Below are 16,544 nucleotides of genomic sequence, written 5' to 3'. Positions count from 1 at the left end.
AAAAATCGTGTGGGTACATCGTAAGTTCAATGCATTAACCAATATGAATACCAGTTGCAAGCCCTCCTGCATTTCTTTGTTCCTGCTAATTTTTTTACCGGTGTTTGCCTGGACGCAACAGCCAGTTCCTGCAGACAACGCCATCCGGATCGGTGTTGACGGCAAGCTGTCGTACAAAACGGAAGCCAATGGCGACCGTGTTCCGGACTATTCGTATTGTGGCTATATGCTTTCGGAAACTTCGATTCCGGATGTTGCGGTTAAGGTGATCGTTCCGGCAATGGGGACTGATGCTACGGCGCGTATACAAGCGGCCATTGACCAGGTAGCTTTGTTGCCGATAGATGCCCGGGGCTTTCGTGGTGCCGTGCTATTAGAAAAAGGCAGGTACCTCATTGGCGGCAGTTTGACCATCAGCGCCTCTGGTGTGGTATTGCGCGGCAGTGGGTCTGGCCCGGATGAAACCGTGCTGGTCGCCACCGGGGCCGACCGGGAAACACCTATCAGGATAACCGGTAAAGATGACCTCGCAACTGAAAAGGCGATTGCTGTTGATGACGCCTATTACCCGGTAAACACGACAAAGCTCAACTTTAAAACAGCACACGGCTTTAAACCTGGCGACCAGATTATGGTTACCCGGCCGTCGACTAAAGAATGGATCGCTAAAATAGGTGCTGATAAAATTGGCATTTACGTAGACTATCAACTCACTAAATGGGATGCCGGGGACTTTGACCAAAAATGGTATCGCACGGTAGCCGGGGTTGACCCACAATCCATTACGATTGATGTGCCGCTTACCAATTCGCTGGACCCCACATATGGTGGCGGCACGGTAGCCAGGTATACGTGGAACGGACGGATCGGAAATGTTGGGGTGGAAAACCTGCGTTGTATCTCAACGTATGATTCTACAAACAAGAAAGACGAAAACCATCGCTGGATGGCCATAACGATGGACAATGTACGTGATGCATGGGTGCGCAGGGTAGTGGCGGAACATTTTGTGAGCTCAGCAGTAGCCGTGTGGGAAAGTGCAAGCCGGGTAACGGTTGAAGATTGCAAATCGTTGGCGCCCGTGGGAGAGATCGGCAACCACCGGCGCTATTCGTTTCATACCCTTGGTCAGCAGGTGTTGTTTCAGCGCTGTTATGCGGAATACGGTTACCACGATTTTTCTGTCGGTTTTACGGCGGCAGGTCCAAATGCCTTTGTACAGTGTTACGCTTATTTGCCGCACCATTTCAGCGGTGCGATTGGGGGATGGTCGACAGGCGTATTGTTTGACAAGCTAACAATTGATGGCGGCAACCTGGAACTTGCTTACCGCGATGTTGACGGGCAGGGTGGGGGATGGAGCACCGCTAATTCTTTAAGCTGGCAAACCAGGGCGGCCCAGCTTCATTTGGATGCACCACCAGGGGCACAAAACTGGGCCTATGGCAGTTGGGCGCAGGGATATGGCAACGGGCGCCACGAAATGCCAAGAAGCTTTTTAAAGCCCGAAAGTATTTTTTACGCGCAGCTGGAAGCCCGAACTGGTAAACGGAGCCCGGAACAGGACAAGATACTTGTTTACGAGTCGGACAGGAGCACGGCATTACAGCCCGAAACTGCAGCCAGGGTAAGCGAGCGATCCAAATTCCCTGACCTCGTCATGGAAAGCTGGATCGATTCGATGATCCGGAAATACCCCGTCGGATCGGACATGTCGCAGGCAAAAACAATGGGCAATGTAACCGCAGGGAAGGCAGCCGGTGATGATTCGAAGGCATTGCCGATCTCCCTTCAAAATGGCTGGATTGTGCGTGGCGGCCAGGTATTAACGGGGCGTAAAGGGCGGACCTCACTTTGGCGTGGCACCACCCGCCCCGGCGAGTTGAGCAGGGCAGCGACAAATCTCGTGCGTTTTGTGCCCGGCAGGGTAGGTAAGGGTTTAACCGACAACCTGGATACGGTGGTTAGTGAGATGCAGCGAAACCGGGTTGTTGCCATGCAAAATTTTCCCGCTCTCTGGTACGAGCGCAGGCGCGACGATCATGCGCGTACACGGAGGGCAGACGCAGACGTTTGGGCGCCGTTTTATGAGCAGCCTTTTAGTCGCAGTGGACAGGGCGAAGCATTTGATCGCCTCAGCAAGTACGACCTGACGAAATGGAACAGTTGGTATTGGTTACGCCTGAAGCAATTTGCAAATCTCGCAGATCAGAAGGGCCTGTTGTTTATCCAGGAACACTACCTCCAGCACAACATTATAGAAGAAGGTGCTCACTGGGCCGATTACCCCTGGCGAACAGCGAACAACATCAACAATACCGGGTTTGCAGAGAACACCCCTTATGCAGGTGATAAGCGCGTGTTTATGGCCGACGAGTTTTACGATACGAGCCATCCTGTGCGCAGGCAACTACACCGGTTATACATCCGGAAGAGTTTGGATGAATTTAAAGGCAACACGAACATCATGCACCATCCCGGGCATGAATATACCGGCCCTGCACACTTTCTGCAGTTCTGGCTCGATGTGGTTGGCGAATGGGAGCGCGAGAATCACCCTGTAATGGTACTGCTCTCCGGCACGAAAGACGTGCAGGATGTTATTCTTGCTGACCCGAAAAGGTCTCACCTTGTAGACGCTATAGATGTGATACAATGGCAATACCGGAAAGACAGTAGCGCTTATGCACCAAAGGGTGGGCAGAGCCTTGCAGAGCGGCAGTATGCACGCATCATGGACGTAGGAGAAACCTCTTTTGGGCAGATCTACCGTGCTGTAGCAGCGTTTAAAAACCAGTACCCGCAAAAGGCGATTGTGTATTCGCGCGGCGGTGCCCCGTTTACCAACTGGGCGATCTTTATCGGCGGTGGATCGCTCGCAACCCTTCCCGATATTAAAGATGCCCGGTTTTTTACCGAGGCGGCGAGCATGCTTCCGGTGGTTAGGGCAAACCAGGACAGCATACAATATTTGTTGGGCAAACCAGGCCTTGGTTACGTGGTATTTAGTTTAGGTGGCAATACCATTGATCTTAGTGGTAATAAGTCAACCTATGCGCTAAACTGGATCAATCCCGGTACGGGCGAAGTTGTTCGCACCAATAAAAAGATTGTTGGCGGAAGGATAAGTGCAGTGCAGCCGCCGTTTAAAGGGGCGTGGGTGGCATGGTTAAGAAAAGGGCGGTGAGTAAGAGTGTAGAGTTATGAGTGTAGAATTATGAATTTAGAATTATGAATTTAGAGTTATGAGTGGTCGCCATTTCAAGTGTTGTCACCTGGAACAAAGACAGGCTGTCCTTGCAGGTGTTGTCACTCTCAATTGCCGGATGCTGGTGTTGTCACCTGCCGCCGTTGCATCTGTTGTCACCTGCAACTCTCAATGGCCGTTTCAGGTGTTGTCACCTGAAACAAAGATATGCCGCCGGATGCAGGTGTTGTCACCTGCAACTCCCCAGACCCACAGGTTTGCCAGCGCACAAAAGAGCAGCGACAATGGCCGCTGCTGGTACCCGGTTTAACCCGGCTGCAATATTCCCGTTACTCCACCGCTTTCACCTCAATAAAGTCGGGACCGTTATCAACCGGGTAGCCTGCGATTTTGCTGCCTTTGATGGTGACCACTTTATCAACAAAGTTGTCCAGGTTTACGGTCGAACTCTTTAGTGCGTACTTATTGCCTTCATCGGTAATAATGTGGGTGCCGTATTGCCAACTGCTCACCTCCAGTTTTTTCAGGAGCCCCTTAAATGCAAAGGGGTAATTTTCTTTGGGCACGACAACCGTATTGTTTTTACTGCAGCCTGATAAGGTAATAGCTGCAACAAAGACGAAAGAACAGATTATTGCTTTCATAGTTTTACTGTTTTGAAATGCTGACATAGCAACAAACCAGACCGTTGCATTTATAAAGCCAAAAATTGTTAAAACCCCTGGCAACGTTTATCCCATTAGCAATTAGGTGAATGGATTGGTTTCTCAGCCGCAGGCATATCACTGTTCCTTAACCGTGAAGACCTGCTCGCCATAAAGTACGTCATCGGTAGTAAGGCCCTGGATTACCACCCTGAACTTACCGGGGATATCGCCTGTATAAAACGAGATTTCTGCTTCACCGTTCTCGTTTGTCAATTGGGCATGCTTCCAATATAGAGTCGACAAAAATTCACTTGCAGGGGGATTGAATTTAGCATAGTCAGCGACGTAAAATTCCTTTGCGCGGTAGACCGCGTCAACCAGGAACAGTTTACTCCTGTTTTCCTTTTCGAGTTCAGCGCAACCTTTATAGATGACACTTGAGCTGCTTCCCTTTATGCCGTAAGACCTGCCCATAACCGGTTGAGAACCGCCGAACGGGTGATTTGGACAGTTTAGAATGTTGTACATACAGACGTAGTCGCCACATACATTGGCACCATAGGCAAAAACCCGGTTGTCTTTTTTTTTGGTCACGGTAACATCCAATAGTCGTTTGCCGCCTTCTTCCGATTTCAGCACAACGCTTTGACTGGTCTGCATAAAGTTCGGTGTGCTGAAATCATCGAACACCAGGCTTTGCGCAAGCTTTTGGTTCATTGCTTTATACGGGTCATTTGTTACTATGGTGTATTGGTCCTCCTGTTTCCCGTTTACAGATAGTTGCAGTTGTTTGTCGAACGGAGCAATCATAACGCTCTGTGGTAAGGTAAAATTGCCGCTGCTGTCGGTGCCAACCAGGTCTACCTCGGGCAATTTAACCACCAGCACATCTAATGGTAAGGGGCTTTGCCGGCGTTTTAAGACCGCCTTACCTGTGAAAGCAAGGGATTTGTTTTCGGTTAAGGTATCGGTGGCAGTCGTTGTAGAAAGGTCTTGCCAGGTATACCTTCTCCAACCTTTAACCAGGAGCAGGTTTTCAAGGTATTCCCGGGTCTCGCTGTCACTGCTTCGGAGATTGGTCTTGAAAGGAAAGGACTGGAGTTCATGCCGCAGGTAATGAAAGCTCGTGATGTCTGTCATTTTTTTTACGTCGAGCCGGTTATCCTGCACACAGGCAATTGACACCATGCTTTTTAGTGGTTGGTGGCGTGTGTCTGTTACCCGAAACTTAATATTTACTTTTTGCCGGGCAACGTATGACGAGGAGTCAGTTGAGATATTTACCTGCACGTTTTTATTGAAATGCGCATAAAACAATCGTTCTGCCCATGGTCTTCCGCCTGAGTCAACAATGGTTACGGTATTGAGTCCCTTGGGCACTTCATCAAGTGGAACTTTGATGGTCATCATTTTTCCTGATGAAATAACAGATGCGTTCAGGAACACCGACCTGTAATTATGGACCAACAGGCTCCAGTTTTGTCCGGCAACTGTATGCTTCAACTGGATAACGAGGGTGTCGTCAGTTAAGGCCGTGCCCACATGAAGCACTGGTCCCTGATCAAGGGCAGGCGGCAACGGAAATAATGCAGGAGAGTTGTTTAATTTTAGCTGGTAGTGTTTGCCGGGTTGCGGGATGAATTGAAATTTTCCCATACCAAATGCATTTGTTTGTACCGGGTGCAATTGTGCCCCGTTCTCCAGCAGAAAACCGTTTACGGGTTCCGGTTTGCCTTCTTCATTCACTACTTCAAAACCAATGTTGGCAAGGGATCCATTTACGAGGTTCCCACCTTCAGGATAACACTTTAGCCGGAATTCTTTTTTATAAACCGGCAACCTCAGATTAAAGGTTCGTATTTCATTTTTGCTGCTGATTTCTGCCTGGAGTATATTGTTCTCGCCGGTTAATGCTTTTACCGGCACTTGAATTTTAGCCTCGCCAAAGTTGTCTGTTTTGAGTTTTCCCCAAATCAATGGCTTTGACCTGTCACCTACATAATAAGTCACATCGGCACCTCTTACAAGTGAGATTTCCTGGGTATAAGATTTAAGTAGTACCACCACGCTGTCTGCACCCGGTCTCAGGCTATCAGCCAGGCTGAGGTTGCTAATAAAGCCGTTGGCTTTAGTGGTTTTAATGGTAACAGGTTGAACAAAAAGTGCGGGTGGTGCTCCATTCACGACCACATTGGTGTAGCAAATAAAACTATAGTCACCTGTAGGCAGAGAGTCTGGAAGAAAGAGATTACCGAACGCCAGCGTTTTGTTCAATACGAATTTACCTGAAGTTAGAATCGATCGGTCGTCGTTCCTGATGAGCGCAACCGAAAGGGTATGGTGCTCACCCCTCGTATTGCTGTTGAGCAGGTACCCGGTAAACCAAACGTTTTCGTTATTGGTAAAGATATTTTTGTCGAAGTGCACATACAACGTTGCCGAAGGTTTCTTTAAAGCATACCAGCCAACTCTTGTCAAAATGGAATCAATGTGCTTATTGTCGTTTTGGGCACTTGCCCTAACAACAATTAGCATCATCAAAAAGGCAACAGCAAGCGGGGTTAAGCGCATTCCGGGATGATTGATTCTTTAAGATGAATATAGGCAGCATTCGTCTATAAGCACGTAAACAAATCTAGTGAATGGTCTTATATGAGCTTTTACAAAACACGAGCAGTTAAGGTAATACGCGTACTTAGGCGGGACTACGGTTTAGGGCACGAAATGTTGACGGACGTGCATTCCGGAATTCGGCGGAATAGCTTTTGAGCAATCAACTATGTCGCGGTGAATTCGTACTCACCCACAAACCCCCAGGGACCACCAAGATATTCCCACAATTGCAAGCCAGCGGCAATGGTTTGCATGGGGGAAAAGTCTGCTAATAGCTGTTCAAGTAACGCCTTCGCTTCTGCCGGTGGTACTTTGTTTTGAATGGTAATATGCGGCCAGAGCTTTTGCTTGTCCTGCGCGGTTAACACATCTTTCCAGTGCTTTTGTAAGCGGGAATGTAGCGATTGTAGCTCGCTGCTTTCGACTTTAAACGCCACCCCTTTGCCAATGGATACGGGCGCGGTAATCCGAAGTTCAAAAGGCTTTTGTGTGGTAGCTGCCTCTTTTATCGTGTTGGTTATGGCAGGCTCATTGGGCAGGGCGTGAAACAAGGTCAGGTGCGCATCAATAAAGTTTCTTTCCGGTGGAAAATGTGCTATCCTCAGCTGGTTAAACAAAGCTGTCGCTTCTTTACCCATAGCTAACGTAACGATCAGAGGTGGATTGGTCATTTGCATGGAAAGCACAGGCTGTAAAAAAAGTATGCCCATGCTTTCAGTCATACAGTATTCGCGCGTTATGATTGTCGTTTTCGGCTTTTTTTCTGTGCTGGGTTAAGCTGAAATATGTTTTAATTTGTTTGTTGTTTCAGTTCAGTTCACCCTAACTGCATTGTTCCCCTGGATCGTTGCCGGGTTCACCCATTCGTTAGCCGGTGGAACGTTCGTTCAAAAGGCTTTCCCCGGGCAGATTAAAACTGTGCAGATCATTTGAACAAACCGCCTGACTGTACTGAATGAATCCTGATTATAGATTATTTTGCCATATGGGTAAGATCGGGGGTGGTAAAAAGATCCGGGTTTTTCTGCTGACCATTGTTTTGGCAGTACTTGTTTACGGGATTGTTTTTGTTTCGAAAGCTATTCCCATATTGAGTGGGTTTGGTGCAAAAACACTTTGTTCCTGCGTTTACCTGAGTAACCGGTCGCCATCAGATGTTATCAGTAAGGAGCTTGGGGCGATGCCGCTTTCGCTGGGAAGTTTTTCGATACACAATGGCGACTCATCAGCAACAGGAAGTGTGCTGGGAATGGCTCCAAGAAAAGCGATTTACCGCGAGGGGCTCGGCTGTACACTTGTTAGTGAACTTATTGAAGAACAAATCAGGTCGGAGTTGCCGCGATTGTTGTCTTCCGGAAATCACGGGGATACAGCTTTGGCCCCAGGTTTCCAGCTTAAGGATAGTTTGTTATCACTGGCACAAGCCGCCAAACTTAATACCGCTGTAAGCGAGGCATTTCGTGAAAAGGGAACGGATACATTAAGACGGTCGAGAGCAGTTATCGTGTTACACAAGGGAAAGATTGTAGCGGAGCGTTACGGTGACGGCTTTAATCAACAAACGCGTCATACCGGGTGGTCGATGACGAAAAGTATAAACAGTGCTTTGATTGGTATACTCGTTAAGCAAGGACGTTTGAATATCACTGATCATAATCTTTTTCCTGAGTGGAGCAACGACAAGCGAAAAAACATCACCATTGATCAATTACTACATGCGAACAGTGGTTTGAAATGGGACGAAGAATATGCAACACCAAGTCCTGCGACCAACATGCTTTTTATGCAGTCCGACATGGGCAGGTATGCAAGCAGCTACGAATTAGAATTTGAACCCGGCACCCGTTTCGAGTACTCCAGTGGAAGCGCAAACATGCTTGCTTACATCATCCGAACGAGAACAGGTTCAGCTTACTATCAATTTCCATATGATGAACTTTTCAGAAAGATAGGAATGTCGGGCGCAGTTATGGAGCCCGATGCAAGCGGTACATTCGTTGGATCTTCTTACTGTTTTGCCACTCCACGAGACTGGGCCAGATTTGGCTTATTATACCTGAACGATGGTGTCGCCAATGGCGAGCGTATTCTGCCGATGGGGTGGGTCAGTTATACCACTACACCTGCGAAGGGCGCCCTACTAGGCGAGTATGGCGCCCAGTTTTGGCTAAATGCCGGGGCGCCTGGCGATCCTGCAAGGCGTAGCTACCCATCGGTACCTGCAGATTGCTTCTGGGCCGATGGCTATGAGGGACAATCCATCTGGATCATTCCATCTAAACAATTGGTAGTGGTACGTCTTGCACTGCAACAGGGCAACAGGTTGAATGAAGATCAGTTCCTCGCAGAGATCATTGCAGCGTTAAATTGAGCCGTAGGGGGAAAGTTATTATACCCATTCGCAGCATGGTGCGATCACTTGAATGCATACATACTCGACACCATTTCGTTGATATCCGCCGAACTCCCGGTAAACGGGCCAAACGATTGAATCTTCAGCGTAGCCATTGCTGCCCCGTATATGCCTGAGTCTTCTATTGAAGCCCCGTTAATTCTTTTGAATAAATATCCGGCCATATAAGTGTCGCCGCAGCCTGTTGTATCAATCGTTGCAGTTGGTGGAAATGCAGGAATGTTAACGAAGAGGTCGTCGCTATAAACAAGGGAACCTTTACTGCCAAGGGTGATCACGACTTCTTTAACACCAAGCCCTGCCAGGTACTTTGCACCCTCTTTTACGTTACTGGTTCCTGTAAGGGTTTCGAGCTCGAATTCGTTTGCTTTTAGTATGGTCACATGTTTAAGCAATTCCTCCTTGCTGTTCCAGTCGGTATAGGACACCTTTTTATTTTTTACATGTCGTAATAGTCCCTGCACATCTAATGATATTATACCTTTTGAAGCAAGTACAGGGAATAGTGCTTCTGAAAAGTCCTGGTAAAGCAAAGGGCCAAGGTGAAAAATCCCGGCACTAACATCCGGAAGTGACGCTACCGTAAACGGATCAGCGATGTTCAGAACATTTTGATCACGATGATCAGGATTTTCACCATATATGTTCTCGAAGTATACGGTATGTGTGCTCGGTAAGCTGATCACCTCAACCCCGTCTGTTCTAAGCTTATCGATAATGTACTGCTCACCAGGAGCTACAGCGGTTACCAGGAGGTACCGTATGTTAAGGTTCCTGAGTGCCATGGACATATAAAGACCGGTGCCACCGGGCAAGTAGTTCACAGAAGCGGGTGTTTGTATTTTATCTAGTGTGATATGTCCTATTGTGCAAAGCTGGTACATCTATCCGTTTTAAAGTTGTGCAAAATACCGTTATTTCTATTTCAATAAGCCTTCTATTGTCGGGAAGAAGGTAAACCCTAAGCCGGTCCGCAATTGTTCCGGCTAACAGTACCCGGGCGGAAATGACAAAGCTCGAACCTGCAGAGCAGCATATTTACAGCGTTGAATAATTCCGGCAGGGCGAAAGCGTATCGTTGCCGTTATTGTTAATATGAGCAAATATTCCTGAAATTTGCCGCCATGATCAGAAGGAAACCGCAGAATTGGTTTAGGATGTTATTCGTGTGGAATGGTTCGGTGTTGCCACAATTGCTACCGCGGCTGGGATTGCTATTTTTGTTGTCAAGCGTTATTGTTTTCTTCAGGGGCACGGTCTACCACTATAAAATACCTTTGAATCCAACCCCGTTCACCCTGTTTGGTATCACACTGGCGATATTCCTGGGGTTTAGAAACAGCGCGAGCTACGAGCGCTTTTGGGAAGGCAGGAAACTCTGGGGCGCGCTTTTGATCGACTGTCGTTCACTTGCGCGGCAGGCAATTACACTTAGTGGTTACGAAGAGAAAAGTCCTGAGGTGTTAAGATTTATTCACCAGCTTATTGCTTTCGCATATGCCCTTAAACATCAACTCAGGCGGACTGACCCCACTGCTGATTTTGATCGGTTGCTTTCACCTGAGTTATGCGTTCACCTGCAGAACAAGCAATTTAAACCGGTTATCCTGGTAAAACACATGGCAGCATGGGTGAAGTTAGCCCGGGACCAGGGCCGTATCGAGCCGGTGGTGCAGGTGGCGTTTGATGAAAACCTGAATAAGTTATCTGAAATCATCGGGGGTTGCGAAAGGATTGATACGACACCGATACCCTATAGCTACCGCGTGCTTCTACATCGCACTGTTTACCTGTACTGTTTTCTGTTGCCATTTGGTTTTGTGGACAGCCTTGGTTGGCTCACCCCGGTAATCGTTACGTTTATAGCTTACACCTTTGTGGCACTTGAAGCCATCGCGGATGAGATTGAAAATCCTTTTGGAACTGAGCCCAATGACCTTGCACTAAATGCAATCTGCCGTACGGTGGAGTCATCGTTGTTAGAGATGGCTGACAGACCCTTGCCTTCTTTCCGGGAAGACAATCGATATGCGATAGATTAAGGAGTTGTAAAAACCTTCTCTAATACCCGAATGCTTCTGACAAGGGTGGATGTTGTATGGCTAATTTCTTCAATGGACACTGCTTTGATCCGGGGTAAGCGCGCAACCTGAGGTATTGTAGTTATTTCAAAACTAGACTTACAACAGAACATGGATATCTTCGATCAAAACAATTTTTCGAGACTGATTATCCTTATTCTCGAAAGATGTTTTTCGTTGAGAAGAGAGTGACCTCGATTGTGCCAGGTCATCCGCAACAAAAAACCCGTTTTAGACGGGTTTTTTGTTGCTGAGGGTGATAAGGAAGCTCACGAAAGTGGTGTGGGTGTAAAACCGTTAATTAAGATTCAATATCGTTTACTTAAGGTGAGTGGCAGAAATCGGTAAATAAAGCGATGCGGTACAAGGGAGTGACACCCGTCCGAACGGGGTTCATCCGGGCGGGCAACGATGGCAAATAGAATTCCCACAGCTGGTCACCAAAGATTTCTCTTAAGTAAACGACATTGAATTAAGATTGTGAATTCTGTACCTCGCTCCAAACGAAGTCTTCTATTTCATCAAAGAGGCTTCGTGTTCTTTCCTTCCCCTTGCTTTGTTCTTCATATTTGTTGGTCAGGTTTAAAGCTAGGTTATACATCTCCTGGCTGGCAGACTGATCTAACGCTTCGTAAAATCCCTGAGGTTTCTTGTGGTCTTCAAGATTTCTCATGTAAACAAGTACTTCTACTACTTCGAAGTGTGTTTTCTGCCACGATTCAAATCCATTTGGAAAATCTGGGATAGCCATGTTCAACAATTTGTAGGTTTAGTAATAATGAGAAACTTGCTGTTGTTACTGGTGATTTCGGCCTGAACAACAGCGTGAATGTATTCTATAGTTGTAACACCATTCGCTTTAAAAATGAAGGCTCGAGTTAAACTTCACAAGATCCGATGGCATAAGGGATCAAGAGCTTGCCATCCATTATAGCTGGTCCTTTTCCCACGATATATCCACTCCAGCTCTGACAGCTACCTGTGCTAAGATAAGCGGGTTTGACCAGCTTACAAACAGATACAGGTTCTTATGTACTGCCGGGTTCACTTATGCCCGGAAATTCAAGCTAGTAAGCACTGCGGTTAGTATGGTTCTATTGAGATTTCACTGCTGTTTGGGCAAACCTCAGGTGGCTTCTTTGATACTAATCCTGTGCTCAGCGACGATTCCAGGGCCGACCGCAGTTGTGATAACGGTGATTGACAATCAAGTGGCACTATGAGTAAAAACAGCGACTATGGCTGAGATTATTGCATCAATCTCGTATAGTCAGCATTTGTTTAATTGCTCGGCAGCCGTAATGCGCTGCTGCATACGCCGGGCTAAGCCATGCTGAGGGGCGATCTGCCTGAAAGTTGTTAGGGGCAATAATTTACAAAAGCAATAACCCGGTTAGAGCTAACAAACTTCTAACGCATCAGCATCAAAATAAGCAGGAGGAAAAGTTGCGAATCCCCTTGATATAATTAGGATAAGTATATGATCGTCCCAAAGAATCCAGCCTGCGAACTTTGATTTGTTGAATTTAAAGGACTTAATTGCATGAGCCCTACGGCAGCGTAAATAATCATTTAATTATTAGAAGGCTTATCGGCCGACCACATATGCGCGCAGCCCAGATAAATAAATTTTACTTGAGAATGATCAATCTTGAAACAACAACCTGTTAGCCAGCCACATCTTATTCATTCTTGAAATGACCATCTAAATCAAATTAAAGTGAGGAACAAGGTTTCTACTAATAGGAAAGGATCTCTTGCTGTGTTTGCGGCAAGCCTGTTTATGCTTAATTGTTTAAGTACGGGTGCAGAAGCCGTTGCACAGGCTGCAAACGCTGCCGCGGCACAGCCAGAAGCCGGCCAGATACCTCCACATCCACCGAGATTGCCCGAAGCTGCTATCCCTGCATTTCCGGGAGCCTGGGGGGCAGGTATGTTTACAACCGGAGGACGTGGAGGTAAAGTAATTGCCGTTACAAATCTTAACGACAGTGGCGACGGCAGTTTACGTATGGCTTTAGAAGCAGAAGGGTCACGTATAGTGGTCTTTCGTGTTGCAGGTACGGTACTACTAAAGGAAGACCTCAATGTCAACCACCCCGATATCACCATTGCTGGTCAATCTGCCCCTGGTGATGGGATCTGTATTGCCGGTACGCTGAACGTAAACACGCACAATGTAATCATCCGGCACCTGCGTGTACGCCGCGGTGTTCCAACCGGCGGACAAGGTGATGATAATATTGGTGGTAATCCGCATCATCACATCATCATCGACCATTGTTCGACCAGCTGGGGAATGGACGAAAATATTTCGCTTTACCGCCACATGAGGCCATCCTTTGATGGTAAAACTCAGGTTAAAGATCCCGCAGAAAATATAACCATCCAGTGGACAATTTCAAGTGAAGCCCTCGACGCCAGGGGACATGCTTTTGGCGGCACCTGGGGCGGCAATCCTTCAACATTCCATCACAATCTTTTCGCAAGTAATACTGCCAGGAATCCGTCTATTGGGATGTCGGGCGCATTCGATTTCCGTTACAATGTTATTTTCAACTGGGGTCATCGCTCAATTGATGGTGGAGATGAGACTTCTATGGTTAACCTCATCAACAATTACTACAAACCTGGTCCGGCGACGAGTGATAACATAAGGGCAGTGTTTGCCCGCATCGAACAGCGAAGCATGTATTCCCCGGGTAGTGCATGGTCCGAAGGTAATTGGTACCCCAAAGCAACCAACCGTCCGGGTAAATGGTATGTTGCCGGCAACACCATGCATGGCAACGATGAGCTCACCAACAACAACTGGGCTGGTATGCGCGGACCCGGGAACCTTGCACGTGTAAATACCCCGTTTGAAGGCTGGCCCGTGGCACCACACCACACAGCCCCCGTTGCTTATGCGGCTGTGCTGGATAAGGTGGGTGCAACCTTGCCTAAACGAGATGCTGTTGACACCCGTGTTACAGAAATGGTACGCAAAGCAAAACCGATGACTACAACAGGAATTATTAAAAACGTAGCAGAGGTTGGTGGATATCCTACCCTTACATACGATCGTGCCCGGGTTCCTGTTGACAGCGATGGAGATGGTATGCCTGACGAATGGGAAATCAACGCCAAACTTGATCCAAAAAATGGAAAGGATGGTGCTATGGATTCCGATGGTGATGGTTATTCCAATGTGGAAGAGTATCTTAATGGAACAAATCCACAGGAGCGGATCAATTACCGCAATTTTGGAAATAACGTAGATACAATCAGTTAAAGACCCTGTCGCCAGGGCGCATCGATCATAAAGGTTAAAGATTAACAATGGTTAAGAAAACATGGCTTACCGGGATATTTACTTTGATGGTTCTAACCACCTTTTCACAACAACAATCCACCCTTAAAACCAGACGTTTCGTTCCAGCGGAACTCGCCGATACCTCCTGGCTCGATTCCCTTCGCCACGTCCAACTGGCGAACGCCAAAGACATCGGCGTGTTTCATGATTTCACGTTCACGGACGCACTCGCCGCAACGGGCATCTCCTTCCGCGGCAACATCGTTGACGATGCAGGCAAAACATACAAGGCCGTGCACTACGACCATGGCACAGGGATCGCCGTGGCAGACGTTGACGGCGACGGATTACTCGATATCTATTTCGTCAACCAGGTGGGCGGCAACCAGCTCTGGAAGAATCTTGGCAGGGGAAAATTCAGCAATATTACGGCCCTGTCCGGCGCCGCGATGATGGGCAAGGTTTCGGTTGCGGCCTCGTTTGCCGACATCGACAATGACGGCGACGAAGACCTGTATGTCACCGCCGTTCGCGGCGGCAATAGCTTGTTCGAAAACGATGGACATGGCAAATTCCGCGACATATCGGTGAGCTCAGGATTAAACTACAAAGGCCACTCTTCAGGCGCTGTTTTCTTTGATTACAACAACGATGGCAAGCTCGATTTATTCCTCGCCAACGTCGGGAAATACACCACATCCGTATTGGGTGGAGATAAGTACACGTATTACGTAGGTTTTGAGGACGGGTTCGAAGGGCACCTGCATCCCGAGCGAAATGAGTCGAGCCTGTTGTTCCGGAATGACGGACGCAATAAGTTCACGAATGTGACCACTGCCGTAGGCTTAACCGACTACTCCTGGTCGGGCGACGCGAGTATAGTCGATGTCAACGAGGATGGCTGGCCAGACATCTACCTGCTCAACATGCAAGGCGACGACCAGTACTACGAGAACGCCGGCGGCAAAAAGTTCGTAAGGAAAAGTCGTGAAATTTTCCCACGTACGTCCTGGGGTGCAATGGGTGTCAAAGTGTTTGATGTCAACAACGATGGCAGGCTCGACATCTACATCACCGACATGCACTCGGACATGAGTCACGAGGTAGGGCCCGAACTGGAGCACATGAAGTCAATGATGATGTGGCCAAAATCCTTCCGTGGCACCGGCATGACGAGCATATGGGGCAATTCCCTTTTCATCAGGGATGGGCCCGGCAAGTTCCACGAGGCTTCGGACCAGATGAACGCCGAAAACTATTGGCCCTGGGGACCAAGCATCGGTGATCTCAATGCCGATGGCTATGACGATATCTTTGTCGCAGCTGGAATGAGCTATCCATTTCGTTACAGTGTCAACAGCGTGAAGCTGAACGATGGGGGCAAACGGTTTGCCAATGCGGAGTTCGTGCTCGGCATCGAGCCGCGGAAAGATGGAACAACAATGCCATGGTTCGAGCTCGATGCGTCAGGCAAGGACCGGAGCCATCCAGACGCAGCTGGGGCGAATGGCCGATTGTCAATCTGGGGTTCGAAGAGCACCCGATCGGCCGTAATTTTTGATGTAGACGGCGACGGCGACCTCGACATTGTCACAAATGAATTCAACAACGTCCCGATGGTCCTCGAGAGCAACCTCTCAACAAAGACCTCGATTCACTATATCAACGTAAAGCTGGTGGGTTCCACTTCCAATCGAGATGGCTTTGGTGCAGTCGTCACGGTAACAGCCGGTGGCTCCAAGTACGTTAAGGCAATGGACGGAAAGTCTGGTTATCTGTCGCAGAGTGCAATGCCACTCTACTTTGGCCTGGGGGCTGCAACCTCCGTGGATCGTATTGACATTGCCTGGCCATCTGGCAAGAAGCAGGCAGTTACGACGGGCATCAACATGAATGGCACCACGACCGTGCGGGAGCAGTAGGGGTTTGTTTTAGAATAATTGCGTACATAATTTTCTTGTGTAGCAAAAGAATGTTCTATGTTTTCCTTTATGCATAACATGCACCCGCCATGGTAATGTTTGAGGTGTAATTTATAATTCTACACGGTATTATGACGAACTGCAGTCTTCAAGTGCTTCTCACATATGATCGCTTCTTTAGTTAGAGATTTGATTTCTTTACTTAAGCAGTTAATTCGGGACCAAAATTTATTATAACGAAACGCACAGGACATCCGGTGTCGTAGAATACGAGCGCGGGCTTGTTGTTCGGAAGATTTTCACAGCTTTTTTTATGCAAGACATAGCCTTCATTCAGTGATAATAATAAGTTCTGAATTGGTCGC

General features: G+C 47.8%; 10 protein-coding genes. 5 read left to right on the top strand and 5 right to left on the bottom strand.

What is annotated here, in order from left to right; all coding sequences use genetic code 11:
- Window positions 1–43: 43 nt before the first annotated feature.
- Window positions 44–3,187, top strand: coding sequence for a DUF6298 domain-containing protein (locus EXU57_RS04100; RefSeq protein ID WP_207955377.1), 3,144 nt, complete (start codon window positions 44–46; stop codon window positions 3,185–3,187).
- Window positions 3,188–3,537: 350 nt separating this feature from the next.
- Here the strand turns inward: EXU57_RS04100 and EXU57_RS04095 are convergent, their stop codons facing one another.
- From EXU57_RS04095 to EXU57_RS04085, 3 genes are all read right to left on the bottom strand, one after another.
- Window positions 3,538–3,852, bottom strand: a complete 315-nt coding sequence (locus tag EXU57_RS04095; protein ID WP_133266871.1) for a hypothetical protein — start codon at window positions 3,850–3,852, stop codon at window positions 3,538–3,540.
- 138 nt (window positions 3,853–3,990) lie between these two features.
- Complete coding sequence (locus EXU57_RS04090) at window positions 3,991–6,426, bottom strand: hypothetical protein (protein WP_133266870.1); 2,436 nt, start codon at window positions 6,424–6,426, stop codon at window positions 3,991–3,993.
- A gap of 206 nt (window positions 6,427–6,632) precedes the next feature.
- On the bottom strand, window positions 6,633–7,178 hold the full coding sequence (locus tag EXU57_RS04085; RefSeq protein ID WP_207955376.1) for a 2'-5' RNA ligase family protein: 546 nt from the start codon (window positions 7,176–7,178) through the stop codon (window positions 6,633–6,635).
- A gap of 275 nt (window positions 7,179–7,453) precedes the next feature.
- Here EXU57_RS04085 and EXU57_RS04080 point away from each other — a divergent pair, with 275 nt between their 5' ends.
- A complete protein-coding gene (locus tag EXU57_RS04080; RefSeq protein WP_165958023.1) occupies window positions 7,454–8,839 on the top strand; it encodes a serine hydrolase domain-containing protein in 1,386 nt (461 codons plus the stop codon).
- Between the two features lie 44 nt (window positions 8,840–8,883).
- Here the strand turns inward: EXU57_RS04080 and EXU57_RS04075 are convergent, their stop codons facing one another.
- Window positions 8,884–9,765: a PfkB family carbohydrate kinase gene (locus EXU57_RS04075; protein ID WP_133266868.1), complete on the bottom strand. Its 882-nt coding sequence runs from the start codon at window positions 9,763–9,765 to the stop codon at window positions 8,884–8,886.
- A 240-nt stretch (window positions 9,766–10,005) separates the two neighbouring features.
- Here EXU57_RS04075 and EXU57_RS04070 point away from each other — a divergent pair, with 240 nt between their 5' ends.
- Window positions 10,006–10,923, top strand: a complete 918-nt coding sequence (locus EXU57_RS04070) for a bestrophin family protein (RefSeq protein ID WP_133266867.1) — start codon at window positions 10,006–10,008, stop codon at window positions 10,921–10,923.
- Between the two features lie 511 nt (window positions 10,924–11,434).
- On the opposite strand, the gene EXU57_RS04065 is transcribed toward EXU57_RS04070, so the two are convergent.
- Window positions 11,435–11,713 carry a hypothetical protein gene (locus EXU57_RS04065; RefSeq protein WP_133266866.1) on the bottom strand — a complete coding sequence of 93 codons (279 nt, stop codon included), beginning with the start codon at window positions 11,711–11,713 and terminating at the stop codon, window positions 11,435–11,437.
- A gap of 1,032 nt (window positions 11,714–12,745) precedes the next feature.
- On the opposite strand from EXU57_RS04065, the gene EXU57_RS04060 reads away from it, so the two are divergent.
- Both EXU57_RS04060 and EXU57_RS04055 read left to right on the top strand, forming a co-directional pair.
- Window positions 12,746–14,236: a polysaccharide lyase family 1 protein gene (locus EXU57_RS04060; RefSeq protein WP_133266865.1), complete on the top strand. Its 1,491-nt coding sequence runs from the start codon at window positions 12,746–12,748 to the stop codon at window positions 14,234–14,236.
- A 47-nt stretch (window positions 14,237–14,283) separates the two neighbouring features.
- Entirely contained in the window at window positions 14,284–16,179 is a 1,896-nt protein-coding gene (locus EXU57_RS04055; protein ID WP_133266864.1) for a CRTAC1 family protein, read from the top strand.
- The last annotated feature ends 365 nt before the right edge of the window (window positions 16,180–16,544 follow it).

This window comes from Segetibacter sp. 3557_3 (assembly GCF_004354985.1).
Classification (GTDB): domain Bacteria; phylum Bacteroidota; class Bacteroidia; order Chitinophagales; family Chitinophagaceae; genus Segetibacter.
Note: the sequence above shows the minus strand (reverse complement) of the source record. Positions and strands in the feature narration are given on the sequence as shown.